This is a genomic window from Streptomyces sp. NPDC102406 (genome assembly GCF_044765725.1).
Taxonomy (GTDB): Bacteria; Actinomycetota; Actinomycetes; order Streptomycetales; family Streptomycetaceae; genus Streptomyces.
Genome location: NZ_JBIWKP010000001.1, coordinates 850,430 through 874,457, shown reverse-complemented (window position 1 = coordinate 874,457; position 24,028 = coordinate 850,430). Strand labels below are relative to the sequence as shown.

Sequence of the window (24,028 nt, the reverse complement as noted above, 5' to 3'; positions counted from 1 at the left end):
TCCCCCGTACACGTAAAGGACGTTCGCCATGCCCCGATGGCGTATACCCCTGCGCGCCCCCGTCGCGCTCGCCGCGGCCGGGCTGCTGCTCTCCGGTTGTGCCAACCCGAGCACCGGCAGCGCCGACGACGATCCGACGAAGCCGGTGACCATCACGTTCTGGCACGGCTGGTCGGCCGAGGGCGAGGTCAAGGCGATCGACGACTCGATCGACCGGTTCGAGAAACTGCACCCGAACATCAAGGTGAAGTCCGTCGGGAACGTGTCCGACGCGACCGTCAACCAGGCCCTGCGCGCCGGTGGCGACGAGGCCCCCGACGTCGTCTCGTCCTTCACCACGAACAATGTCGGCCAGTACTGCGACTCCGGCATGTGGGTCGACCTCGACCCGTTCATGCGGAAGACCGGGCTCGACAAGAAGAAGGTGTTCCCGCAGTCCCTCCTCGACTACACGAGCTACGACGGCAACCAGTGCGCCCTGCCGCTGCTCGCCGACGCCTTCGGCATGTACTACAACAAGGACGCCTTCGAGGAAGCGGGCATCACGCACCCGCCGAAGACCATGTCCGAGTTCGTGGCCGACGCCAAGAAGCTCACCGTCAGGGACGGGAACTCGTACAAGCGCGTCGGGTTCATGCCGAACTTCCGGCTCTACCAGAACAGCCCCGACCGGCTGTTCGCCCAATGGGCCCCGACCTACTTCGACCAGGACGGGACGTCGCGGCTCGCGAAGGACCCGGCGACGTACGACTTCTTCGAGACGGCCGGGAAACTGATGGACGCGCAGGGCGGATACAACGCCCTGGAGCGGTTCCGCACCTCCTTCGGCGACGAGATGTCCAACCAGAACGCCTTCCTCAGGGGCAAGCTGGCGATGCACCTCGACGGTGAGTGGCGCGGTCTGATGCTGAACGACGCGAAGGCCGACTTCGACTGGGGCGTGGCTCCGCTGCCGGTCCCCGACGACCAGGCGGAGACGTACGGGCGCGGCTATCTGACCGGCACCGTCGCCGGGATCGCGCACAGCAGCAAGCACCAGAACGCCGCCTGGGAGCTGGTCAGATTCCTGACCGCCGACACCGACCAGGTCGTGAAGTTCGCCAACGCCATCCACAACGTGCCGTCCACCAAGGCGGCCCTCGCGTCACCAGACCTGGACGCCGATCCGACGTTCCGCACGTTCCTCGACATCGCGAAGAACAAGTACAGCCAGGTGATGCCGTCTTCGACCAACGGCGGCATGTACGTCGTCCAGTTGATGGACTTCTCGTACACCGAGGAGGCGGGCAAGGTCCCGAACCTCAAGAAGGGGCTCCAGCGCCTCGACAAGCTCATCGACGCCGACACCCTCCAGTCGCAGAACTGAGGACCCGCGCATGGCACTCACACTCTCCCGCCCCGCGCGGCGCAGACTGCGCACGCTGGGCTTCCTCTCCCCGTGGCTGATCGGGTTCAGCGTCTTCTTCGCGTACCCGCTGCTCGCCACCGTCTACTTCTCGTTCATGCACTACAACCAGATCAAGGCGCCCACCTTCGTGGGGCTCCAGAACTGGAAGTACGTGTTCCAGGACATGCCGCTGTTCGGTCCCGCCCTGTGGAACACCCTGTGGCTCGTCGTGATCATGGTGGCGCTCCGCGTCGTCTTCGGTCTCTCCCTCGGGCTGCTCGTCACGAAGATCAAGAGCGGTGTCGGGTTCTTCAGAACCGCCTTCTACCTGCCCTATCTCGCCCCGCCGGTCGCCGCGACCGTGGCCTTCGTCTTCCTCCTCAACCCGGGGACCGGGCCGGTCAACGAGGTGCTGAGCGCCATCGGCATCGACGGCCCCAACTGGTTCAACGACGCCGCCTGGGCCAAGCCCTCCCTCGTCCTGCTGTCGCTGTGGGGCATCGGCGACCTCATGGTCATCTTCATGGCCGCGCTGCTCGACGTGCCGAAGGAGCAGTACGAGGCCGCGGAGCTCGACGGCGCGGGCGCCTGGAGCCGGTTCCGGTACGTGACCTGGCCGTCGATCACCCCGATCGTGATGTTCGCCGTGGTCACCGGCGTCGTACAGACCATGCAGTACTACACGCAGGCCCTGGTCGCGGGGAAGATCGCGTCCGGAGTCTCCATCGGCCCCGGCTCGGTGATCCAGCCCGGCTACCCCGACCACTCGACCCTCACGGTCCCCCAGCTCGTCTACTCGATGGGCTTCCAGAACTTCAACACCGGCGCGGCGTGCGTGCTCTCGCTCGTTCTCTTCGTCATCGCGATGGCCGTGACCATGCTGCTCATGCGCAAGCGCTCGGGCCTGCTCGCGGCGGAGGACTGACCCATGACCACAGCGTCTTCTACGTACCTGGAGCCGACGCCCACCGCGTCCGCGACCCCGCCCTCGACCACCTCAGCGCCCGCCCGCAGACGCGCCCGGCGCAAGGAGATCCTGCACTGGATCGCCGTGCACAGCATCGCGATAGCCGTCGCCCTGCTGTTCGTCCTGCCCTTCGTCTTCGTCTTCCTGACGTCCGTGATGAGCGACGACCAGGCGATGAGCGGCGATCTGTGGCCGGACTCCTGGCACTGGGAGAACTACACGGCCGTCTTCCGGACCGACGGCTTCCTCGACTGGTGGAAGAACTCGATCCTCTACGCCGCCCTCGGGACGCTGCTGACGGTCTGCTCGGCGATCCCGGTGGCGTACGCGCTGGCCAAGTTCCGCTTCCGCGGCCGGCGCACGGCGATGCTGCTCGTCATCTCGACGATGATGCTGCCGCCGCAGGTCATCGTGATCCCGATGTACCTGGTCTGGGCCCAGCAGTTCCACCTCGCGGGGACGCTGTGGCCGCTGATCATCCCGATGGCGTTCGGCGACGCGTACTCGATCTTCCTGCTGCGTCAGTTCCTGCTGACGATCCCGAAGGAGTACATCGAGTCGGCGAAGGTCGACGGCTGCGGCGAGCTGCGCACACTGCTGAGGATCGTGGTGCCGATGGCCAAGCCGGGCATCGCCGCGATCGCCCTGTTCCAGTTCTTCTACTGCTGGAACGACTACTTCGGGCCGCAGATCTACGCCGCCCAGAACCCGGCGTCCTGGACGCTCAGCTACGGGCTCGAATCCTTCAAGTCGGCGCACAGCGTCAACTGGAACCTGACGATGGCCGCGACGCTCCTCGTGATGGCGCCGGTCTGCATCGTCTTCTTCTTCGCACAGAAGGCCTTCGTCGAAGGCGTCACCCTCACCGGGGTCAAAGGTTAAGGACGGTTATTCGGTAATGAAGCTCGCCGTGGTCGGCGGAGGCTCGACCTACACACCCGAACTCATCGACGGCTTCGCCCGGTTGCGGGACACCCTGCCGATCGAGGAACTGGTCCTCGTCGACCCGGCCGCGGACCGGCTCGAACTGGTCGGCGGCCTCGCCCGCCGGATCTTCGCCAAGCAGGGCCACCCCGGCACCATCCGCACCACCTCCGACGTGGACGCGGGGGTCGCCGACGCCGACGCGGTGCTGCTGCAACTGCGCGTCGGCGGGCAGGCCGCCCGCGAGCAGGACGAGACCTGGCCCCTCGACTGCGGCTGCGTGGGCCAGGAGACGACCGGCGCCGGCGGTCTCGCCAAGGCGCTGCGCACGGTCCCGGTGGTGCTCGACATCGCCGAGCGCGTACGCCGCACCAACCCGAACGCCTGGATCATCGACTTCACCAACCCGGTGGGCATCGTCACCCGCGCACTGCTCCAGGCCGGTCACAAGGCCGTCGGGCTGTGCAACGTCGCCATCGGCTTCCAGCGCAAGTTCGCCGCGCTCCTCGACGTGCGGCCTGACCAGATCCACCTGGACCACGTCGGCCTCAACCACCTCACCTGGGAGCGGGGCGTCCGCCTCGGCGGCCCGGACGGGGAGAACCTGCTGCCGCGCCTGATCGCCGAGCACGGCGACGCGATCGCCGAGGACCTGCACATGCCGCGGGAGATCGTCGACCGCCTCGGCGTCGTGCCCTCGTACTACCTGCGCTACTACTACCAGCACGACGCCGTCGTACGGGAGCTGCGCACCAAGCCGTCCCGCGCGGCCGAAGTGGCGCAGATGGAGAAGGAGTTGCTGGCCATGTACGGCGACCCCGCGCTCGACGAGAAGCCGGCGCTGCTGGCCAAGCGCGGCGGCGCCTTCTACAGCGAGGCGGCCGTGGACCTCGCGGCGTCGCTGCTCGGCGGCGGCGGATCGCCCCACCAGGTCGTCAACACGTACAACAACGGCACGCTGCCCTTCCTCCCCGACGACGCGGTCATCGAGGTGCAGGCGACGGTGGACGGCAAGGGCGCCCGCCCGCTGCCGGTGCCGTCGCTCGACCCGCTGTACGCGGGCCTCGTCGCCCACGTGAGCGCCTACGAGGACCTGGCCCTCGACGCGGCGCTGCGCGGTGGCCGCGACCGCGTCTTCAAGGCGCTCCTGTCCCACCCCCTGATCGGCCAGTACGAGTACGCCGAGCAGCTCACCGACCGACTGATCGCGCACAACCGGGAGCACCTCGCGTGGGCATGACCGTCCTTGCCGTCGACGCGGGGAACAGCAAGACCGATGTCGCGGTGGTCGCGGCCGACGGCTCCGTCGTCGGCACGGCCCGCGGCGGCGGGTTCCAGCCTCCCGTGGTGGGGGTGGAGGCGGCCGTGGACGTCCTGGCGGACGCGGTCGGCCAGGCGTTCGCGCAGGCGGGCGTCGACTCGGTCGGGCACGTCTCGGCGTGCCTGGCCAACGCCGATTTCCCGGTGGAGGAGGCGGAGTTGGCGCGGGCCGTACGCGCCCGCGGCTGGTCGACGCGGGCGAGCGTGGACGTACGCAACGACACGTTCGCCGTGCTGCGGGCGGGCCTGTTCGAGGACGCGGAGCCGCGCGGTGTCGCCGTGGTGTGCGGCGCGGGCATCAACTGTGCGGGCATGCTCCCCGACGGCCGCACCGCCCGCTTCCCCGCGATCGGCCGGATCTCCGGTGACTGGGGCGGCGGCGGGGGCCTGGCGGAGGAGGCGCTGTGGCACGCGGCGCGGGCGGAGGACGGCCGCGGCGCGGACACGGCGCTGATGCGGACGCTCCCCGGCCACTTCGGGCTCTCCTCCATGTACGCGCTGATCGAGGCGCTGCACCTGGGCCGGATCCCCGCGGCCCGGCGCCACGAGTGCGCGCCCGTCCTCTTCGCGACGGCGGCGGACGGCGACCCGGTGGCCCGTGCGCTGGTCGACCGGATGGCGGACGAGGTCGTGGCCATGTCCACGGTCGCCCTGCGCCGGCTCGATCTGCTGGACGAGGAGGTGCCGGTGCTGCTCGGCGGCAGCGTGCTCGCCGCCCAGCACCCGCAACTGGACACCAGGATCCGGGAGTCGCTGGCCGAGCGGGCCCCGAAGGCCGTGGTCCGGGTGGTGTCCGAGCGGCCGGTGCTCGGGGCCGCGCTCCTCGGCCTGGACGCGACCGGCGCTCCCCCCGAGGTCCATGCGAGAGTGCGGGGGCACTACGCGGGCTGACACCGTCGTCAGGGAACCGAACGCACCCCCGGTACGTGTTCAGGGACAGGGCTCGCAAACAAGATCGAGTCAATGGCTGTGCGGATGTCCGTCGTGGCAGCGATACTTGCGGCCGACGTACGACCATGGGGGAGGGGCGAGTGACACACCCGCCAAGCGGGAGCGCGGCGCCGCCGGGGCGGCCCGTCGCGCCGCCGACGAGGCCGAGCGTGCCGCCGCAGCAGGCGCGGGGCGCGGCACCCGCCGCGCCCCCGCACACCCCCGTGCCCCCGCCCGTGCCCGCGCCCGCCCGCCGCACCGCGTGGGCCGAGGGCGTGGACCGGCTGCGTTCGGCGGCCACCACCGAGCCGGGCCGGCTGCGCATCATCGGCGCCGTGCTGGCCCTGCTGGTCGTCGCGTTCGGCGCGACGACGGCCTGGCAGATGACGGACCGTTCCGCCGCGGCCGACGACGTGCTGCACTCCAGCCAGCCGCTGAGCGCCGACGCCGCCGACATCTACCGCTCGCTCGCCGACGCCAACACCACGGCGTCCAGCGGCTTCCTGGCGGGGGGCCAGGAGCCCGCCGCGGTCCGCGACCGGTACGAGAAGGACATCCGTACCGCAGCCGACAAGCTGGTGACCGCCGCCGCCAGCACCGACCCGGGCACCGACTCGGCCAGGACGATCGCCAAGCTCAACACGTTGCTGCCGCAGTACAAGGGCCTGATCGAGCGGGCCCGCGCCAACAACCGGCAGGGTTTCCCGCTGGGCGGCGCCTACCTGCGGTACGCGAACGAGAAGATGCAGACCGAGATGCTCCCCGAGGCGGAGAATCTCTACACGAACGAGAACGAGCGGCTGCGCGACGACTACGACGCGGCGACGCCCTACCCGTGGATCGCCCTCGCCTGCGGCGTGCTCGCCATCGCCGCCCTGGTCTGGGCCCAGCGCCGCAACTACCGCCTGACGAACCGGGTGTTCAACCACGGGATGCTCGCCGCCACCGCCGCCTCCGTCGTCGTCCTGCTCTGGCTCGTCGTGGGGCACACGGTCGCGCGCAGCGGCCTCGACGCCTCGTACGACGGCGGTGTCCGCTCGCTGAACGTGCTGCACGACGCGAGCATCGCCTCCCTGAAGGCGCGGGGGAACGAGAACCTGACGCTGGTCAGCCGCGGCGCCGAGACGACGACCGTCAAGGGCGTGCCCAAGGACAAGTACGACGTCGACTTCCAGAGGCAGATGGACCTGCTGGCGAAGAAGCTGACGGCGGCGGACGCGCTGGCCGACGACGGCGCGGGGCGCACCCCGGTGGACGGGGCGAACTCCGGCATGAAGGAATGGCTCAAGCGCCACACGGCCGCTCGCGCGGAGGACGAGGGGGGCAACTACCAGCGTGCCCTCGACAAGATCATCGGTTCGAAGCAGGACAAGCCGACGGGTGAGTGCTTCGATCTGGTGGACCAGAATCTCGACAAGGCGCTCGCGCACGAGCAGCGTCAGTTCAGCGCCGACGCGGGCGACGGGCGCGACGCGATGACCGGGCTGCCCGTCGGCGCGGCGCTGCTGGCGGTCCTCGCGGCGGCCGGCGCGGTGCTCGGCATCGGGCGCAGGCTGTCGGAGTACCGGTGAGAGGGGGTGCGGCGATGGAAGAGCGAGGTGCCCGCGCGGTGAGTCTGCGCGGCTGGGGCGGCGTCGCGGCGATGGCGGTCGCCTGCGCCCTGACGGTCGTGTTCGCGCTGCTGCTCCCCCTGTCGCAGCGCGGCGGCGGCGGTGGCGACGCGCGCGCGGGCGGCGTCGGGGGCGGCGCACTGACGGCCGGGGTGCAGGCCAGCGCGGACGACTGCGCTCCCGGCGTGGAGGGCAAGGAGCCCGAGCGCAGCGTGAGCCGGTCCGGCAGTGCCGCCGGCGGCGCGGTGCAGGCCATCAAGGACCGCGGCTACGTGTCGGTCGGTGTCGACCAGAACAGTTACCGGTGGGGCTACCGCGACCCCAACAACACGGACAGGTCAGCCGAGTTGGAGGGCTTCGACATCGATCTCGCGCACGAGATCGCGAAGGAGATCCTGGGCAGCCCGGACAAGATCCGCTTCAAGGCCATCCCCACCAACCAGCGCATCCCCGCGATCCAGCGCGGCCAGGTCGACATGGTGGTCCGCACCATGACCATCAGTTGTGAACGCCTCGACGACGTCGATTTCTCGACCGCGTACTTCCAGACCGGCCAGCAGGTCCTCGCCCCGAAGGCGTCGAAGATCGACGGGTTCGACGACTCGCTCGGCGGCAAGCGCGTCTGCTCGGCGGCCGGTTCGACGGCCGAGGCGGCGCTGAAGCAGGGCAGGATCGACCGCGAGATCCCGGCCGACACGGACATCTCCACGACCGTCCCCAACCAGCTCGACTGCCTGGTGCGCCTCCAGCTCGGCGAGGTCGACGCGGTGGTCACCGACGGCGCGCTCGCGGCGAGCCAGGCCGCGCAGGACCCGACGGTGGAGCTCAAGGGCGAGCCGTTCACCAAGGAGTTCTACGGCGTCGCCATGAAGAAGGGCTCGGACGAGCTGGTGCGCCGGGTCAACCAGGTCCTGGAGGACTACCGCAGGCCGGACGGCGGCTGGCAGAAGTCCTACGACCACTGGCTGAAGCCGGCCCTCGGCCCGTCGGAGGGCCCGCCGGCCCCCAAGTACAAGTGACACCCCTGGCCGTCCGGCCGGTCGTGGGATCCGAACGAAGCGAGAGGTGATCGATGGGCACCGCGGGACCCCCTGGTCCGGTGATGGACCGGGACGAGGTGGACCGTGCCCTGGCCCGGCTCGGCGCGGAGCACGAGGCGATCGAGACGTCGCTGCTCGCGCTCCAGGACCACGCCGGACGACGCCTGCTGGAGGGCGCGCAGCTCACCGGGGCGACCCGGGACCGCTGGGCCTCCGCCGAGCAGTCGATCACGCTGTTGTGGACGTACTTCGACGCGTACGCGGACGCGCTGCGCCAGGCCCGCGAGGTGCGGGCCCGCCGCAAGTGGCCGAACCGGGACGACCTCGCGCAGTTGACGGAGCTGCTGCGCGGTGAGTCCGTCACGGTCGCCTCGGCGGCGGGGCAGGGTCCGGCGTCGCCGACGCTCACCGGCCCGGCGAAGCTGTCCGAGCGCTTCACGCTGGCCGCGCTGGTGGAGCGGATGAACGACCTGTACGCGTCGTCGCTCGACATGGTCGTGGCCGCGGACGCGGTGTGGTCGGCGCTGCCCGCCCGGATAGATCTGCTCGCCGCCGAGCTGGGCCGCACCCGCAAGCTCGCGCACTCCGTGGGCGTACGGCCCGGGGAACACCCGGCCGGGGACGACCTGGAGCGGATCACCGCCGCGCTGGCCCGGCTGCGGGAACAGGTGGTGTCGGACCCGCTCACGTACTGGCAGAAGGCGCCGGGCAGTTCGGCCCCGGGCGGCGGGCGCCCCGACACGACGGCGTACGACCGGCAGGCGCGCGCCCTGGAGGAGGTGCGGCGCGAGATCGAGGCCGTGCTCACCGTGCGGCAGGACGCGGAGGCGCGGCTCGGCCGGCTGCGGGACGTGCTGTCGCGCGCGGACCGTACGCTCGCCGAGGCCAGATCGGCGCGCGGCGAGGTCCTGGCGAAGATCGCCGCGTCGGAGGTGCCGGCGGTGTCCGGTCCCTCGATCGCCCTCCAGGAGCAGTTGGCGAAGGCCGCCGAGTACCGCAGGCACGGCCAGTGGCACCGGCTGTCGCCGCTCCTCGAATCGCTGGAGGAGAAGGCCGAGGACGAACTGCTGCGCGCCCGCGAGTCGTTGACGGCCGTGACGGCGCCGCTGGCCGTCCGCGCGGAGCTGCGCGGGCGGCTCGACGCGTACAAGGCGAAGGTCGCGCGGCTCGGTTTCGCGGAGGATCCTTTCCTCGTGGAGCGGTACGACGCGGCGCGCCGCATGCTGTGGAGCGCGCCCTGCGACCTGCGGGTGGCGGAGGAGGCGGTGCTGCGCTATCAGCGGGCCGCCGCCGAGGTGTTGTCGGCGGGCGGGCCGGAGCGGGCCGCGCCCACCGACCGGAGGGGGGAGTCGTAGCCATGGCCGAGACGCAGAAGTGCACGCGGCCCGGTTGTCCGGGCGCGTACGAGGACGTCGCGGGCGAGCTGTACTGCGACACGTGCGGGCTGAAGCCGGACGGCGCCGCGGTGAGCGCCCCCGCGCCGTCCGGGGCCGCGTCCCCGGCATGCCAGCGGCCCGGCTGCGGGGGCTCCTACGAGGATGTCGGGGACGGCGAGCTGTACTGCGACACCTGCGGTCTCGCCCCGGTGGTGTCGCCGACCGGCATGGTGTCGTCGCCGCCCACGGGGATCGCGGCGGGCGGTTCGCGCGGTTCGCAGAGCGCGGCGTCGGGTTCGCGGGGCTCGGCGCGGTCGGCGCGTACGTCGTCGCGGTCCTCGCAGTCGCGCCGGTCGGTGTCGGGGCGGCTGTCGCGTTCGCTGTCGGGCGGTGCGACGTCCCGGTCGGTGTCGGTGCGCAGCTCGGGGTCGTCGGCGACCGGTTCGGGGCGGGCGCGGCTCGGCGCGGGCCTGGTGCGCGTCCCTGACGTGCCGCGTCCCGATCCGCGCGTGATGGTGCAGGACAACCCGGAGGTCCCCGAGCGGAAGCGATTCTGCTCGCGCTCGGACTGCGGGGCGCCGGTGGGCCGGGCCCGCGGCGGGCGGCCGGGCCGCACGGAGGGGTTCTGCACGAAGTGCGGCCACCCGTACTCGTTCGTGCCGAAGCTGGGCCCCGGTGACGTCGTGCACGGCCAGTACGAGGTGGTGGGCTGCCTCGCGCACGGCGGGCTCGGCTGGGTCTATCTCGCCGTCGACCGGGCCGTCTCCGACCGCTGGGTGGTCCTCAAGGGGCTGCTCGACACCGGCGACCAGGACGCGATGGCGGCGGCGATCTCGGAGCGGCGCTTCCTCGCGGAGATCGAGCACTCCAACATCGTCCGCATCTACAACTTCGTCGAGCACCTCGACCAGCGCACCGGCTCCATGGACGGCTACATCGTCATGGAGTACGTCGGCGGCAAGTCGCTGAAGGAGATCGCCAACGAGCGGCGCACGGCCGACGGCAGGCGGGACCCGCTGCCGGTGGAACAGGCGTGCGCGTACGGCATCGAGGCGCTTGAGGCCCTCGGCCATCTGCACAGCCGCAACCTGTTGTACTGCGACTTCAAGGTCGACAACGCGATCCAGACCGAGGACCAGCTCAAGCTCATCGACATGGGCGCGGTCCGGCGGATGGACGACGACGAGTCGGCGATCTACGGCACGGTGGGCTACCAGGCGCCCGAGGTCGCCGAGATCGGCCCGTCCATCGCCTCCGACCTGTACACGGTCGCCCGCACCCTCGCGGTCCTCACCTTCGACTTCCAGGGCTACACGAACGTCTTCGTGGACTCGCTGCCGGACCCCGACCACATCGAGGTGTTCCGGCGCTACGAGTCGTTCTACCGGCTGCTCGTCCGCGCCACCGACCCGGACCCGGCCCGCCGGTTCGCCTCCGCGCAGGAGATGACCGAGCAGTTGACCGGGGTGCTGCGCGAGGTGGTGGCGCTCCAGACGAACCGGCCGCGCCCCGCCCTGTCGACGCTGTTCGGGCCCGAGGTCAAGGTCACCGACACGGAGTTGTTCGCCCGGCAGCGGGGCGAGGTCTCGCACCTGGGGGCGCGGGTGATCCCCGTGCGCGTGCGCCAGAAGGCGTCGGCGCTCGCCGCGCCGCCGCTGCCGGCCCTGCCGCCGTCCCCTTCGGCCCTGGTCAAGCAGCTCCAGGCGCCGGCCACCGCGTTGGCGCTGCCGGTCCCCCGGGTGGACCCGGCCGACCCGAACGCCGGGTTCCTCGCGGCCCTGATCGCGTCCGCGCCCGCCGAGCTGATCTCCGCGCTGCACGCCGCGCCCGCCGCCTCCCTGGAGTTGCGCCTGCGCGAACTGCGGGCCCGTCTGGAGATGGGCGAACTGGACGATGCCGTACGGGGCTTGGCGGCTCTGGAGGCCGACCACCCGGACGACTGGCGGGTGGTCTGGTACCGGGGGGTGGCGGCGCTCGCGACGGGCGATCACGAGAACGCGGCGCTGTCGTTCGACGCGATCTACGACGCGTTCCCGGGCGAGCCCGCGCCGAAGCTCGCGCTCGGCGTGTGCGCGGAGGTCCTCGGGCAGGTGGACAACGCGGCGGAGTACTACCGCCTGGTGTGGTCCACCGACCCGAGTTATGTGAGTGCCGCCTTCGGTCTGGCGCGGGTGCAGCTCGTGGCCGGGGACCGGGGCGGCGCGGTGCGCACCCTGGAGTCGGTCCCCGAGTCGTCGATCCACTACACGGCGGCCCGGGTCGCCGCGGTGCGGGCGCGCCTGCGGGGACGTATGACCGAAGGTGTCAACGGCGACCCGCTGCTGCACGATCTGACCGCCGCGGCCGTCCAGGTCGAGGCGCTGGACTCGTTCGGCCTCGACGCGGTGCGCCGCGAGCAGTTGTCGACCGAGGTCCTCGGTACGGCGCTGGACTGGGTACTCTCCGGTAGGCAGGGTTCCGGACAGCCGCAGGGCCCCGGGCGCGTGGTGGTGCTCGGCAACGAACTGGACGAGCGCGGACTGCGTCTCGGCCTGGAGCGCTCGTACCGGACACTTGCCAGGCTCGCTCAGCGCGGCGAGGAGAGGATCGAACTGGTGGAGCGGGCCAACCGCTACCGCCCCCGGACGTGGGTGTGAGTTGATGTCGCAGACGCACAAGCCGACCGCTATGTCAGTGTGTCCGAGCTGCGAGGAACCGCTCGACGAGGGCGATCGTTTCTGCGGAGCCTGTGGCTTCGACCTGTCGTACGTGCCTCCCGTGGCCACCGACCGGCCGGCGCCCGCCCCTGCCTCCCCGGAGGCGTCGGAGGCGGCGGGGGCGGCCGAGGCCGCCGCGGTGGACTGGCCGGACGCCCCCGAGCCCGGCAGTTCGGACACGCCCGCCCCGGTGCATCTGCCGACCGACCTCGTGGGCACCGAGTCCGGCGGCGGCGAACTGCCCGCCGCCGCCCGCTCCGACGATCCGGTGGAGGGCGACTTCCCGCTCGCCGCGCCCGACCCGCGGACGGTGCCGCCCGAGCGGTTGGAGGCCGCGACACCGCCCGCGGGCACCAAGGTGTGCGTGGCGTGCCGCGCCGGACAGGTCGACGCGGACGGGTACTGCGAGCACTGCGGGCATGCCCAGCCGCGCGAACGCGACCACATGGAGCAGGAGTTGGACGCGGTCGCCGCCGTCAGCGACCGGGGCCTGCGCCACCATCGCAACGAGGACGCGTTCGCCATCTCCTCGGCCGCGCTGCCCGACGGCTTCCCCGCGGTCGTCGCCGTGGTCTGCGACGGGGTCTCGTCGGCGACCCGCCCCGACGACGCGTCGCTGGCCGCGTCCCGCGCCGCCAACGAGGCGCTGCACGCGTCGCTGCCCCGCGGCACGCACCCCCAGCAGGCCATGCACGAGGCGATCGTGGCGGCGGCCGAGTCGGTCAACGCCCTGGCCCAGGAGCCCGAGACGGCCCGCGAGCACCAGCCCCACCAGAACGCGCCGGCCTGCACCTTCGTCGGCTCGATCATCACGCGTGAGCTGCTGGTCGTCGGCTGGATCGGCGACTCCCGCGCCTACTGGGTGCCCGACGACCGGGCGGCGCCCGCGGCGCGGCTCACCGAGGACGACTCGTGGGCCGCGCAGATGGTCGCGGCCGGACTCATGAACGAGGCGGAGGCGTACGCCGACGAGCGGGCCCACGCGATCACGGGCTGGCTCGGCGCGGACGCCTACGAACTGGAGCCGCACACCGCCTCCTTCAAGCCGGACCGGCCCGGTGTGGTGGTGGTGTGCACCGACGGGCTGTGGAACTACGCGGAGGCCGCGGAGGAGATGGCGCGGATCGTGCCGGCCGACGCCGCGCACCGTCCGCTGCACTGCGCCCAGGTGCTCGTGGGCCACGCTCTGGACGGCGGCGGGCACGACAACGTAACAGTGGCGGTGCTGCCGTTCCCGGTCCCGCGGCAAGGGGCAGGATCGGCCTAGGCCGAAGCCGCTCCGTGCGGTGTGCGCCGAATGTCAGCAATGGTCTTGTTCAGGGGGGACTTGTCACCATGGCCAATTTCTCGAAGTCGAACGTCCCGCAGTTCTCGGTCGAGGTCTATCAGAACGAGTTCCTGCCGGAGGGCGGCCGCGAGGTCAACGCGATCGTCACGGTGACGTCCACCGGCGGCGGCACCATCGGCACCGCCGTGGGCGCCCCGCACCTCTACGGCGCGGGCGGTGCCCCCGACGCGGCGGTGGCGCTCATGGTGGACTGTTCCGGCTCGATGGACTACCCGCCGGCGAAGATGCGCGGGGCCCGCGACGCCTCCGCCGCGGCGATCGACACCCTGCGCGACGGCGTGCACTTCGCGGTGATCGCGGGCACGCACGTCGCCAAGGAGGTCTACCCGGGCTCCGGCCGGCTCGCCGTCGCCGACCCGGCCACCCGCGCCCAGGCCAAGCAGGCGCTGCGCAAGCTCTCCGCGGGCGGCGGCACCGCGATCGGCACCTGGCTGCGCCTGGCCGACCGCCTCCTGTCCTCCGCGGAGGTGGGCATCCGGCACGGCATCCTGCTCACCGACGGGCGCAACGAGCACGAGGCCCCGGAGGACCTGCGGGCGACGCTCGACGCGTGTGCCGGCCGCTTCACCTGTGACGCCCGCGGCGTCGGCACGGACTGGGAAGTGAAGGAGGTCACGGGGATCGCCTCGGCGCTGCTCGGCACCGCCGACATCGTCGCGGACCCGGCGCACCTGGCCTCCGACTTCACGCAGATGATGGAGACGGCGATGGGCAAGGAGGTCGCCGACGTCGCCCTGCGCCTGTGGACCCCGCTCGGCTCCGAGATCAAGTTCGTCAAGCAGGTGGCGCCCACGGTCGGCGACCTGACGGACCGCCGCACCGAGGCCGGACCGCGCGCGGGCGACTACCCGACCGGCTCCTGGGGCGACGAGTCCCGCGACTACCACGTGTGTGTCCAGGTCCCCACGGCCGATCTCGGCCAGGAGATGCTCGCGGCCCGCGTCTCCCTGGTGATCCCCCAGCCGGACGGCTCGGCACAGACCCTCTCCCAGGGGCTCGTCCGCGCGGTGTGGACGGACGACATGGCGGCCTCTACGTCGATCAACCCGCAGGTCGCGCACTACACGGGCCAGGCCGAACTGGCCCAGGTGATCCAGCAGGGACTGGACGCCCGCAAGGCGGGTGACGTGGACGGGGCGACCGCGAAACTGGGGCGTGCGGTGCAGCTCGCGGCGCTCTCCGGGAACGCCGATACGGCGAAACTGCTTTCGAAGGTGGTGGACGTGGTCGACGCCGCGGAAGGTACTGTTCGATTGAAGGCGAAGGTCGCGGAGGCCGACGAGATGACTCTCGAGACCCGGTCCACCAAGACGGTTCGCGTCAAGAAGTAGCAGCGATCACCGTTGCGACCACAACTCAGCCACAGCTCAGACTGACGTACGAGTACGTACGAAGGAGAGGGGGAAGCGCCGACATGCCGACCTGCCCGAACGGACACCAGTCGGGTTCCGACGACTGGTGCGAGGTCTGCGGTCACCGCATGACCGGTGCCGTGCCCCCGCCTCCTCCGCCGCCCCCGGCCGCCGGTTACGGATATCCCGGGCCGGCCGCGCCGCAGGCGCCGGGGGGCGCGGGTGGAGCGCCCGAGCTGTGCCCGCAGTGCCGGACACCGCGTGAGGGCGGCGCCCCGTTCTGCGAGGAGTGCCGCTGGAACTTCCTCACGAACACGGCGACGTCGTACACCCCGGCGGCCCCGAACCCGCCGCTGCCCAACCAGGGCGGGCCCGGTGGCCCCGGTGGTCCCGGTGGTCCTCAGGGGCCGAACCCCGCGCTGCGGTTCCAGCAGCCGCCGCGGAGCCCCGACCCGTACGAGTACCAGGGCTCGCGCCCCTCGCAGATGAACCGGCCCGCGGAACCGATCCCGCCGAGCCCGTTCGGCGGCGAGCCGTCGGGCCCCTCCCCCTTCCCGCCGCAGGGTCCGAACGGCCCGAACGGCACGGGTGGCGGGGTCCCGCAGGCGTTCCAGCAGCGTCCGCCGGCCCCCGCCCCGACGCAGCCGGGTCCGTCCGCGCCGCCGCCCTACCCGTCGCACGGCGGCGGCGGTGGCGGCGGCGGCGGCGGTACGAACGGCGACGACTGGGTGATCTCGCCACCGTCGTCCGCCTCGACGACCGCGCCGCCCTACCAGCAGCAGCCGCCCCAGCAGCATCAGCAGGCCCCGCAGCAGCAGTACACGCAGCAGCCTCCGCAGCCGCAGCAACCGCAGGCTCCGGTGGGCTGGTCGGCGACGATCGGCCCCGACCGCGAGTACTTCATGGCGATGATGCACCGCAGCGGGCCCGAGGCGTCGGGCCTGAACCTGCCCGCGTACTCGCCCGAGCAGCAGCGTCAGCTCGTCGGCAACCAGATCACGATCGGCCGCCGCCGCCACTCCACCGGCGACACCCCGGACATCGACCTGTCGGTGCCGCCGGAGGACCCGGGCGTCTCGCACTCGCACGCGGTGCTTGTGCAGCAGCCGGACGGCACGTGGGCGGTCGTCGACCAGAACTCGACGAACGGCACGACCGTCAACGGCGGTGAGGAACCGATCCAGCCGTTCGTCCCGGTACCGCTCCAGGACGGCGACCGGGTCCACGTCGGCGCCTGGACGACCATCACGATCCACCGGGGCTAGGACACGGGCGCTCCGGTACGGTCCTGCGGAAGCCGGGCCGTACCGGCCGCCGTTCTCACGGTGGGCCGCCGCCCCGCAGCGCCCACGCGTACGGCCCCTCCGGGTCGTCCAGCCACGCCCATTGCCGGTCCCCGGCGACCGTCACCCCGAACCGCTCCCGCGCCGGGCGCCCCTCCCGTTCCCACAGCGCCAGCGCCTCGTGCGCGTCCATGGCCCCGGCCGTGAGCGTCAGCAGGAAGCGGAACGTCTCCTCCCGCAGCACCCGCCGCGGCAATCCCCCGACCTGCGGCTCGGGCGCCCGCCCCGCCGTGTCGCCCCGCAGCGCGACGAAGTACGCCGGGGTGTGCAGGAACCGTCCCTCGGCGCGGTGCGCGTCCCGCACGGTCAGCGTCAGCAGCCCCGTGGACAGCGGCATCAGGATCCGCCCTCCCGGTCGGCACTGCCCCAGCCACGCCGTCGGCACGGAACGCAGCGCGCACGTCGCCATGATCCGGTCGTAGGGGGCCCGTTCAACACACCCGCGCGTACCGTCCCCGGTGACGACGGCGGGCCGGTACCCGGCGGCGGCGAGGTGGTTCCGCGCCGACTCGGTGATCTCGGGGTCGAGGTCCACGGTGGTCACCCGGTCGTCGCCGAGGCGGTGGGCGAGGAGCGCCGCGTTGTAGCCGGTGCCCGCGCCGATCTCCAGGACCCGGTCCCCGTCGGACACGTCCAGGTCGGCCAGCATGCGCGCCATCAGCGACGGCTGGCTGCTGGAGGAGACCAGCTCCCCGTCGCGCAGCCTGGTCGCCAGCGGCTGGTCCGCGTAGGCGCCGCGCAGCCAGCGACGGCGCCGTTCGGGGTCGGGATGCTCGCCCCAGAGCCGTTCGTAGCCGCCGGGGACGCCGATGAAGTAGGAGGGCACGAAGAGATGGCGCGGCACGTGCTCGAACGCCGCCCGCCACCGTGGGTCCGCGTCCCAGAGGTCCCGGACACCGCTCTCGGCGATCTCCTGCGCGAGCGCGGCCCGCGCCCGCGCGGCGAGCGGCCCGAGTCCACCGGCTCCTTCGACGTGCTCTGCGCCCATATGTCCACTGTGCTGCGCGGACGCCGGTTCGGCGAGCCCCCCGCCCGCACCGGAGGGGGTCCTGAGCCCCGGGTCCTAGGCCCCCTGGTCTGAGAGCATGGAGGGGTGACTGAGATCCCGCGCGACACGCTTCAGGAGCAGACGTTCTACGAGCAGGTGGGCGGCGAGGAGACGTTCCGTCGTCTCGTGCGCCGCTTCTACGAGGGCGTCGCACAGGACCCGCTGCTGCGGCCCATGTACCCGGAGGAGGACCTGGGGCCCGCCGAGGAGCGTCTCGCCCTGTTCCTGATGCAGTACTGGGGCGGCCCGCGCATCTACAGCGACAACCGGGGCCACCCGCGGCTGCGGATGCGGCACGCCCCGTTCCAGGTGGACCGGGCGGCGCACGACGCGTGGCTGCGCCACATGCGCGACGCGGTGGACGAGCTGGGCCTGTCCGAGGAGCACGAGCGGACGCTGTGGAACTACCTGACGTACGCGGCGGCGTCGATGGTGAACACCGCGGGCTGAGCCCGTCCGGACCCGCCGGCCGGTCCAGACCTCTTCCCCCACCCCCACCGCGTCTGACAACATCCGGACAGACTTTCGGGGATGCACGGCGGGGAACGGGAATGCGGGGCGGCGGGGGTGTGGGGTTTTGTCCTTCTACGGGCACGGGCGCATCGCCTGCTGCTGACCGCGGCGGTGCTCGCCGTGCTGCTGACGACCTCGGTGCTGGCCATGCTCAGCGCGTTCTCCGCCGCGATCGGTGACGCCTCGCTGCGGCATGCCCTGCGTACCAGGGACGAGGCGACGACCGCGCTCGTGGTCCGCGCCGACGTCCCCGCCGAGGGCCGCGCGGCGGCCGTCGCGGCGTTCGACCAGGGGGCGCGGCGCACCTTCGACGGGCTGCCCGTGCACCGCGCGTCGCTGATCACGTCCGGTCCCTACGGCCTGCCGCACGCCCCGCGCGGGCGGCAGCCCGATCTGACGAGGTTCGCGGCGATCGAGCGCTCCGAGGTGCGGATCACCGCGGGACGGCTGCCCCGCGCGTCCCGCGGCCCGGTGATCGAGGCGGCGCTCCCGGTCGTCGCCGCCCGGCAGTTGCGGCTTGCGCCGGGTGACCGGCTCACCCTCGCCGACCGGTTCGGCGGCCCCGCGGTCACCGTCGAGCTGACCGGCGTCTACCGTCCGGCCCGCCCGAGCTCCCCGTACTGGACGCTCGACGAGTTGGGCGGGCGCGGTGTCCGGAAGCTGAGCTTCACGACGTACGGGCCGCTGCTCACCGACCCGTCGGTGCTCAGCGGCGGCAAGGTCAGCGACGGGCCCTCGGCGTGGCTGGCCACGGCGGACTTCCGGACGATGACGACCGGCCGGATCGGCGCGCTGCGGGACGCCGCGCGCACGGGCCCCCGTGACCTTCTGCGCAGCAAGGCCCTCGCGGGCACGACCGCGGCCGGCACCTCGCTGCCCGACGTGCTCGACCGGGCGGAGCGGGCGCTGCTCGTGGCGCGTTCGACGCTGCTGGTCGTGGCGCTGCAACTGGTGCTGCTCGCCGGGTACGCGCTGCTGCTCGTGGCGCGGCTGCTGAGCGCCGAACGGGCCGGTGAGACCTGGACGCTGCGGGCCCGCGGCGGTTCCCGTGCCCGCGTCGCCGGGCTCGCGGCGGCCGAGGCGCTGCTCCTCGCGCTGCCCGCCGCGCTCTGCGCGCCGCTGCTCGCGGGACCGCTGACCCGGCTCGTCGCCTCGCAGGGCGCCCTGTCGCGGATCGGGCTGCGGCTCTCCGGCGACGGGGTGGTCGCGGGCGGCCGGGTGTGGCTGGTGGGCGCGGCCGTCGCGGCGGGTTGCGCGCTCGCGGTGGCCGTGCCCGCGCTGACCTCCCAGGCACCGGAGCGGGGCCGGGCCCGCGCGCTGCCCGCGCCGCTGCGGGCCGGTGCGGACGTGGGGCTGCTCGTCGTGGCCGGTGTCGCGTACTGGCAGTTGGACCGCCGCGCCGAGGGTGCGGGCGCGCTCGGCGCGGACCGTGGCGGTGGCCTCGGCATCGACCCGGTCCTGGTGGTGGCCCCGGCCCTCGCGCTGCTGGCGGGCACCGTGCTGACGCTGCGGCTGCTGCCGCCGGCGGCCCGGCTCGCGGAGCGGTGGGCGGCGGGCGGGCGCGGGCTGTCCGCGGCGCTGGCGGGCTGGCAGTTCAGCCGCCGTCCGGCGCGCGGCGCCGGGCCGGTGCTGCTGCTCGTGCTTGCGATCGCCATGGGCATGCTGGCGGTCGGGCAGGGTGCCTCCTGGGACCGTTCGCAGGAGGACCAGGCGGACTTCCGTTCCGGCGCGCCGGTCCGTGTCCTCGCGACGGAGCCCGGCATGGACCAGGCCGCGCGGTACGCGCGGGTGCCGGGGGTGCGGGAGGCCGCGCCCGGCTACCGGCAGCCGATACCGCTCGGCGACGGCCGGACGGCCACCCTCCTCGCCCTGGACACGGGGCACCTTCCGGACGACCTGCTGCTGCGCGACGACCTCACGGACTCCTCGCCGCGCCGCCTCGTCGCGGCGATCACGCCGAGGAGGGCGACGGACCCCGGTATCCGGCTCCCCGCGACCACCGCGCGCGCCCGGTTCGCGCTGCGGGCGACGAACCTGGACGGCACGGGCTCGCTCGGCCCCGGCGAGAGCACCACGGTCTCCGTGACGCTCCAGGACCGGTACGGGCTCACGTACCGGCTGGGCATCGGTGACCTTCCGCTGGACGGCCGGGTCCACCGGCTCGGCCCGGACCTGGACCGGGGGGCCGGACCGTTCACCGTGACGGGCCTCGCCTTCGACACGGACGAACGCGTCGGCGCGGGAGCACGGCACCGCATCGTCCTGGAGGGCGTCAGCGGCGTCGACCGGGGCGGACGCGTACGGGAGGCCGACCGGGCGGGCGCCCGGTGGAGCACGTCGATGGTGGGGCGCGGCGCCCCGTCGGCGCACGCCGAGGGCGCCCCGACCGCACCGAAGCTCGCCCCGTCCCGGGCGGACGGCACCCTGGCCGTGGAGTACGGCACCGGGTTCGTGCCGCCCGAGCTGTCCACCGGCGGTGCCGCGCCCGGTGTGACCGTCCGCCTCGACATCGAACGCCCCGAGGTGACGGAGATCGCCGCGGTGGCCACCGACCGCTATCTGGCGTCGACGGGTACGCGCACCGGGCAGAGCGTCGACGTGGAGCTGAACGGCGCGAACGTGCGGGTGCGGATCGTGGACAGCGTCCGGGCGCTGCCGACGACGGGCCCCGAGGCCGCGGCGGCCACCGGTCGAGGCGGCGCGCAGGACGGCGGCGCGCTCCTGCTCGACCTGCGCGACCTCAACCGCGTCCTCGCCGCCGCCGACACCGGTGACGAGCTCCGGGGCGGTATCGCGGATCCGGTCGCCCCGAACGAGTGGTGGCTGTCCACGGCTCCCGGCGGCGACACCGAGGCGGCGGCGGCCCTGCGGGCCCTGCCCGACCTGGACCCTTCGCAGGTCGTGGTGCGCGCGGAGACCGGCGATCGGCTGCGCGACGATCCGCTCGGCGCGGGCCCGCAGTCGGCACTGACCGCCGCCGCCCTCGCCGCCGCGCTCCTCGCGGCGGTCGGCTTCGCGGTGAACACGGCCGGGTCGCTGCGCGAACGCGGCGCCGAGTTCGCGATCCTCGGCGCGCTCGGTGCGTCGCGCCGCGGCCTGGCCCGGATGGTCGCCGCCGAGCAGGGCATCCTCGTCGGTCTCGCGCTCCTGGTGGGGGCGGGGCTCGGCACGTTCCTGACCCGGGCGGTGGTCCCGCTGATCGTGCTGACCGGCGACGCGACCCGGCCCGTACCGGACGTGCTGGTGCACCTCCCGGCACGGCAGGTGGCCCTGCTCCTCGCGGGGGTCGCCCTCACGCCCGCCGTGATCACTCTGGGGCTCGCGCTGCGCCGCCCGCCGCGCGCCGCGATCACCCTGCGCGACCAGGGAGGCGAGTGAGATGACCGCCGCACCGAAGGCCGTGGCGCCCTGGGTCCGCACCCGGCTGCGGACCGCGCCGGGAGCGGCGACCGCGCTGTTCCTGCTCGTGCTCCTCACGTCGTTCCTGGCCGCGGCGTTCCCGCCGGCCGTCGACCGCTACGAGGACGAAGGGCTGCGGCAGGCCGTCGCCGACGAGGCGCCGAGCCGGATGATCCTGGACGTCACCCTCTCCGAACCCGGCCTGGAACTCGATCCGCAGGCACGGCGGACGGGCCTGTCCGACACCACGACGCGGGCCGCGTACCGGAAGATCGACGCGGCCGTCAAGGAGCCGTTCGTCACGGACCCGCGCGAGTCGTCGTACGGGCTGCGCACCCTGGCGGAGGGGCTGCCGGGCATGGAGGACTGGCTGCCCCGGCCCAACGGGCTGCCCCCGCAGTTCACGCTGTACGCGCAGAACGGCGTCGCCGAGCACGCGCGGGTGACGGCGGGCCGGTTGCCCGGCGCCGCCTACACGGCCCGGCGGGTGGAGGCCGCCGTGACCCGGGAGACCGCGCGGCGCCTGCACATCGCACCCGGCGCGGTCATCCACGTGCCGGGGGCCGACGCCCGGCCCTACGCCGTGCACATCACGGGGATCGTCGCCCCGCGGAACCCCTCGGGGGCGTACTGGTCGGCGACCCCGCTGCTGCGCTCGCCGCTCCTGCGCAGCACGTCGGAGATTCCGCCGTCGAGATTCTGGGCCGGTGCCCTGCTGCTGCACCCGGCCGCCGCGCCCGCGCTCACGTACACCGGGCCGGTCGAGCAGTACTGGCAGCTCGCCCCGGACACCTCGCGGCTCACCGCCCGTCGGCTGCCCGACCTCAAGGCCGCGCTGGCGTCCATGACGGACGGCCCCGGGCTGCCGGAGATCCGTCGGGCGACGGCGGACCCGACCACGGACGTCTCCAGCGGGCTCGACGACGTCATCGCCCGCTTCGAGGGGCTGCGCTCCGGCATCGCCCCGGTGGTGTCGGTCGCCGCGTACGGCACCGGCACCGTCGCCTGCGTCGTGCTGCTGATGGCGGCCGGCCTCGCCGCCGACCGGCGCCGCGCCGAACTCGCCCTGCTGCGGGCGCGCGGCGGTTCGCTGCCCGGCATCGGGGGGCGGCTGCTCGCCGAGACGGCGGTCGTGGCGGTCCCGGCCGGGATACTCGGCCTGCTGGCCGCCCTCGCCGCCGTGCCGGGCGGGCGCCGGTTCCTGGCGGCGGGCGCCGCCTGCGCCGTGGTGCTCGTGGCGTGCGCGGCGCTGCCGGTCCGCGCGATGACCGTCCACCGCGGGACGCGGCTGCCCGGCGCCCGCGACGACGTGGCGACGGCCCGCCCGTCGGCGCGCCGCACCGTCGCCGAACTCACCGTGCTGGTCCTGGCCGTCGGTGCCGTCGTGGCGCTGCGCCGCCGGGGTGCCACGGACGGCGGGGACAGCCTCGTCGCGCTCGCCCCGGTGCTGGTGGGTGTGGTCGCCGCGGTCGTCCTCGTACGCCTGTACCCGCTGCCGCTGCGCCGCCTCGTGGGCCCCACCGGGCGGCTGCGCGGCGCCGTCGGCCATCTGTCGCTGGCCCGCGCGGCGCGGGCCGACGCGGGGGCGGGCACGGCCGTCCTGCCGCTGCTCGCGCTGCTCACGGCGCTGACGACGGCGGCGTTCGGCGGCAGCGTGCTCGCCGGGATCGACGCCACCCGCGACCGGGCGGCGCTCCTCGCGGTCGGCGCCGACGCCCGCGTCGAGGGAAGCGGCCCGCTGCCCGCCGCGCTCGTCCCCCGGGTCCGCGAGGCGCCCGGCGTCCGCGCCGTCACCCCGGCCACCCTCCGCTACGACGTCCAGGTCAGGGACGGCAACCGGCGGCTGCCCCTCGCCGCGGTCGACCCGGCCGCGTACGCGCGCCTCGCCCGCGACACCGGCCTCGGCGCCTACCCGGCCGACGCGTTGCGGGCGACGGGCGGCACGATCCCGGCCCTGGTCTCGCCGTCGATGGCCGCGCTGTTCACCGGTGGCCGCCTCCACCTGTGGATCAACGGCGAGGACGTGACGCTGCGCGTGGCCGCCGTCCGCACCACGACGCCCGCGCTCTCCGACGACTTCCTCGTCGTCGACGCCGCGGCGCTGACCCGCGCCACCGGCGCCCCGAACCGCCCCACGACGCTGCTGCTCAGCGGAGCCGCCATCGACGCCGACGCCCTGCGCGCGGCGGTGGGCCCCGACCCGGCCGTCCGGCTCCGGGCCGTCGAACGGGCCCGAGCCGTCGACTCCCCCCTCCAGACCGGCGCCACCGACGTCTACGTCGCCGCGGTCGCCGCGGGCGCGGGCTTCGCGGCCCTCGCCCTGCTCCTCGCCCTGGCCGGGGCCGCCCCGCAACGCCTCGCGCTGCTGGCCCGGCTGCGCACCATGGGCCTCACCCGCCGCCAGGGCCGCCGCCTGCTGATCCTGGAGGCGCTTCCGCAGGCCCTGCTCGCCGCGGTGGGCGGCGCCCTGACCGGCTGGGCGGCGGTCCGCCTCCTCTCCCCCGGCCTCGACCTCGCCGGACTGGCCCTCGCGGACCCGGCGGGCGGCGCGGCGAACCGGCTGAGCACGGACCCGCTGTCGCTGATGCTGCCCGCGCTGGCCGTGGTGCTCCTCACGGTGGGCGTGGCGTCGGCGCAGGCGTGGTGGGCCGGACGCCGCGGCTCCGTAAAGGAGTTGAGGGCGGGCGAGACGACATGACCACCGCAGCCGCGAACCGTGCGGCCGTGCCGCGCGTGGCCGTCGCCCAGGCGGCCGACGACGAAACCACCACCTGG

At 73.6% G+C, this 24,028-nt stretch carries 16 protein-coding genes; 15 read left to right on the top strand and 1 reads right to left on the bottom strand.

Translation table 11 applies throughout. The features are described 5' to 3' along the window. Positions 1-28: 28 nt before the first annotated feature. The 12 genes from ACIRF8_RS04105 to ACIRF8_RS04050 all read left to right on the top strand — a co-directional run bounded on the left by ACIRF8_RS04105 (position 29) and on the right by ACIRF8_RS04050 (position 16,215). On the top strand, positions 29-1,366 hold the full coding sequence (locus tag ACIRF8_RS04105) for an ABC transporter substrate-binding protein (protein ID WP_404210609.1): 1,338 nt from the start codon (positions 29-31) through the stop codon (positions 1,364-1,366). Between the two features lie 10 nt (positions 1,367-1,376). Beyond that, a complete protein-coding gene (locus ACIRF8_RS04100) occupies positions 1,377-2,312 on the top strand; it encodes a carbohydrate ABC transporter permease (protein ID WP_404210607.1) in 936 nt (311 codons plus the stop codon). A gap of 3 nt (positions 2,313-2,315) precedes the next feature. Beyond that, positions 2,316-3,236, top strand: a complete 921-nt coding sequence (locus ACIRF8_RS04095) for a carbohydrate ABC transporter permease (protein ID WP_404210605.1) — start codon at positions 2,316-2,318, stop codon at positions 3,234-3,236. Positions 3,237-3,252: 16 nt separating this feature from the next. Further along, positions 3,253-4,518 carry a 6-phospho-beta-glucosidase gene (locus tag ACIRF8_RS04090; RefSeq protein ID WP_404210603.1) on the top strand — a complete coding sequence of 422 codons (1,266 nt, stop codon included), beginning with the start codon at positions 3,253-3,255 and terminating at the stop codon, positions 4,516-4,518. Further along, positions 4,509-5,489: an N-acetylglucosamine kinase gene (locus ACIRF8_RS04085; protein WP_404210601.1), complete on the top strand. Its 981-nt coding sequence runs from the start codon at positions 4,509-4,511 to the stop codon at positions 5,487-5,489. The genes ACIRF8_RS04090 and ACIRF8_RS04085 overlap by 10 nt, the downstream gene beginning before the upstream one ends. A gap of 140 nt (positions 5,490-5,629) precedes the next feature. Continuing rightward, positions 5,630-7,099 carry a hypothetical protein gene (locus ACIRF8_RS04080; protein ID WP_404210599.1) on the top strand — a complete coding sequence of 490 codons (1,470 nt, stop codon included), beginning with the start codon at positions 5,630-5,632 and terminating at the stop codon, positions 7,097-7,099. A gap of 14 nt (positions 7,100-7,113) precedes the next feature. Then, complete coding sequence (locus ACIRF8_RS04075; RefSeq protein ID WP_404210597.1) at positions 7,114-8,157, top strand: glutamate ABC transporter substrate-binding protein; 1,044 nt, start codon at positions 7,114-7,116, stop codon at positions 8,155-8,157. A 53-nt stretch (positions 8,158-8,210) separates the two neighbouring features. Then, positions 8,211-9,533, top strand: a complete 1,323-nt coding sequence (locus ACIRF8_RS04070) for a hypothetical protein (protein ID WP_404210595.1) — start codon at positions 8,211-8,213, stop codon at positions 9,531-9,533. A 2-nt stretch (positions 9,534-9,535) separates the two neighbouring features. Continuing rightward, a complete protein-coding gene (locus ACIRF8_RS04065; protein WP_404210593.1) occupies positions 9,536-12,190 on the top strand; it encodes a tetratricopeptide repeat protein in 2,655 nt (884 codons plus the stop codon). Between the two features lie 4 nt (positions 12,191-12,194). Next, positions 12,195-13,517 carry a protein phosphatase 2C domain-containing protein gene (locus ACIRF8_RS04060; RefSeq protein ID WP_404210591.1) on the top strand — a complete coding sequence of 441 codons (1,323 nt, stop codon included), beginning with the start codon at positions 12,195-12,197 and terminating at the stop codon, positions 13,515-13,517. Positions 13,518-13,585: 68 nt separating this feature from the next. Next, the gene (locus tag ACIRF8_RS04055) at positions 13,586-14,929 is read left to right on the top strand and encodes a VWA domain-containing protein (protein WP_404210589.1); all 1,344 of its coding nucleotides are present in this window, start codon (positions 13,586-13,588) and stop codon (positions 14,927-14,929) included. Between the two features lie 83 nt (positions 14,930-15,012). Beyond that, positions 15,013-16,215 (top strand): FHA domain-containing protein, encoded by a 1,203-nt coding sequence (locus tag ACIRF8_RS04050; protein WP_404210587.1) that lies wholly within the window; start codon positions 15,013-15,015, stop codon positions 16,213-16,215. A 55-nt stretch (positions 16,216-16,270) separates the two neighbouring features. Here the strand turns inward: ACIRF8_RS04050 and ACIRF8_RS04045 are convergent, their stop codons facing one another. Then, complete coding sequence (locus tag ACIRF8_RS04045; protein WP_404210585.1) at positions 16,271-17,281, bottom strand: methyltransferase domain-containing protein; 1,011 nt, start codon at positions 17,279-17,281, stop codon at positions 16,271-16,273. Positions 17,282-17,386: 105 nt separating this feature from the next. On the opposite strand from ACIRF8_RS04045, the gene ACIRF8_RS04040 reads away from it, so the two are divergent. From ACIRF8_RS04040 to ACIRF8_RS04030, 3 genes are all read left to right on the top strand, one after another. Continuing rightward, the gene (locus ACIRF8_RS04040; protein WP_404210583.1) at positions 17,387-17,791 is read left to right on the top strand and encodes a globin; all 405 of its coding nucleotides are present in this window, start codon (positions 17,387-17,389) and stop codon (positions 17,789-17,791) included. Positions 17,792-17,872: 81 nt separating this feature from the next. Continuing rightward, positions 17,873-21,232, top strand: a complete 3,360-nt coding sequence (locus ACIRF8_RS04035; protein WP_404210581.1) for an FtsX-like permease family protein — start codon at positions 17,873-17,875, stop codon at positions 21,230-21,232. A gap of 1 nt (position 21,233) precedes the next feature. Further along, positions 21,234-23,951, top strand: coding sequence for an FtsX-like permease family protein (locus tag ACIRF8_RS04030; protein ID WP_404210579.1), 2,718 nt, complete (start codon positions 21,234-21,236; stop codon positions 23,949-23,951). Positions 23,952-24,028: the final 77 nt, after the last annotated feature.

Excerpts from the sequence above, each read along its gene's own strand:
- ACIRF8_RS04045 (WP_404210585.1), bottom strand. The coding sequence starts at position 17,281 with ATGGGCGCAGAGCACGTCGAAGGAGCCGGTGGACTCGGGCCGCTCGCC.
- ACIRF8_RS04060 (WP_404210591.1), top strand. The coding sequence starts at position 12,195 with ATGTCGCAGACGCACAAGCCGACCGCTATGTCAGTGTGTCCGAGCTGC.
- ACIRF8_RS04050 (WP_404210587.1), top strand. The coding sequence starts at position 15,013 with ATGCCGACCTGCCCGAACGGACACCAGTCGGGTTCCGACGACTGGTGC.
- ACIRF8_RS04100 (WP_404210607.1), top strand. The coding sequence starts at position 1,377 with ATGGCACTCACACTCTCCCGCCCCGCGCGGCGCAGACTGCGCACGCTG.
- ACIRF8_RS04075 (WP_404210597.1), top strand. The coding sequence starts at position 7,114 with ATGGAAGAGCGAGGTGCCCGCGCGGTGAGTCTGCGCGGCTGGGGCGGC.
- ACIRF8_RS04070 (WP_404210595.1), top strand. The coding sequence starts at position 8,211 with ATGGGCACCGCGGGACCCCCTGGTCCGGTGATGGACCGGGACGAGGTG.
- ACIRF8_RS04065 (WP_404210593.1), top strand. The coding sequence starts at position 9,536 with ATGGCCGAGACGCAGAAGTGCACGCGGCCCGGTTGTCCGGGCGCGTAC.
- ACIRF8_RS04055 (WP_404210589.1), top strand. The coding sequence starts at position 13,586 with ATGGCCAATTTCTCGAAGTCGAACGTCCCGCAGTTCTCGGTCGAGGTC.
- ACIRF8_RS04090 (WP_404210603.1), top strand. The coding sequence starts at position 3,253 with ATGAAGCTCGCCGTGGTCGGCGGAGGCTCGACCTACACACCCGAACTC.
- ACIRF8_RS04030 (WP_404210579.1), top strand. The coding sequence starts at position 21,234 with ATGACCGCCGCACCGAAGGCCGTGGCGCCCTGGGTCCGCACCCGGCTG.
- ACIRF8_RS04095 (WP_404210605.1), top strand. The coding sequence starts at position 2,316 with ATGACCACAGCGTCTTCTACGTACCTGGAGCCGACGCCCACCGCGTCC.
- ACIRF8_RS04035 (WP_404210581.1), top strand. The coding sequence starts at position 17,873 with ATGCACGGCGGGGAACGGGAATGCGGGGCGGCGGGGGTGTGGGGTTTT.
- ACIRF8_RS04105 (WP_404210609.1), top strand. The coding sequence starts at position 29 with ATGCCCCGATGGCGTATACCCCTGCGCGCCCCCGTCGCGCTCGCCGCG.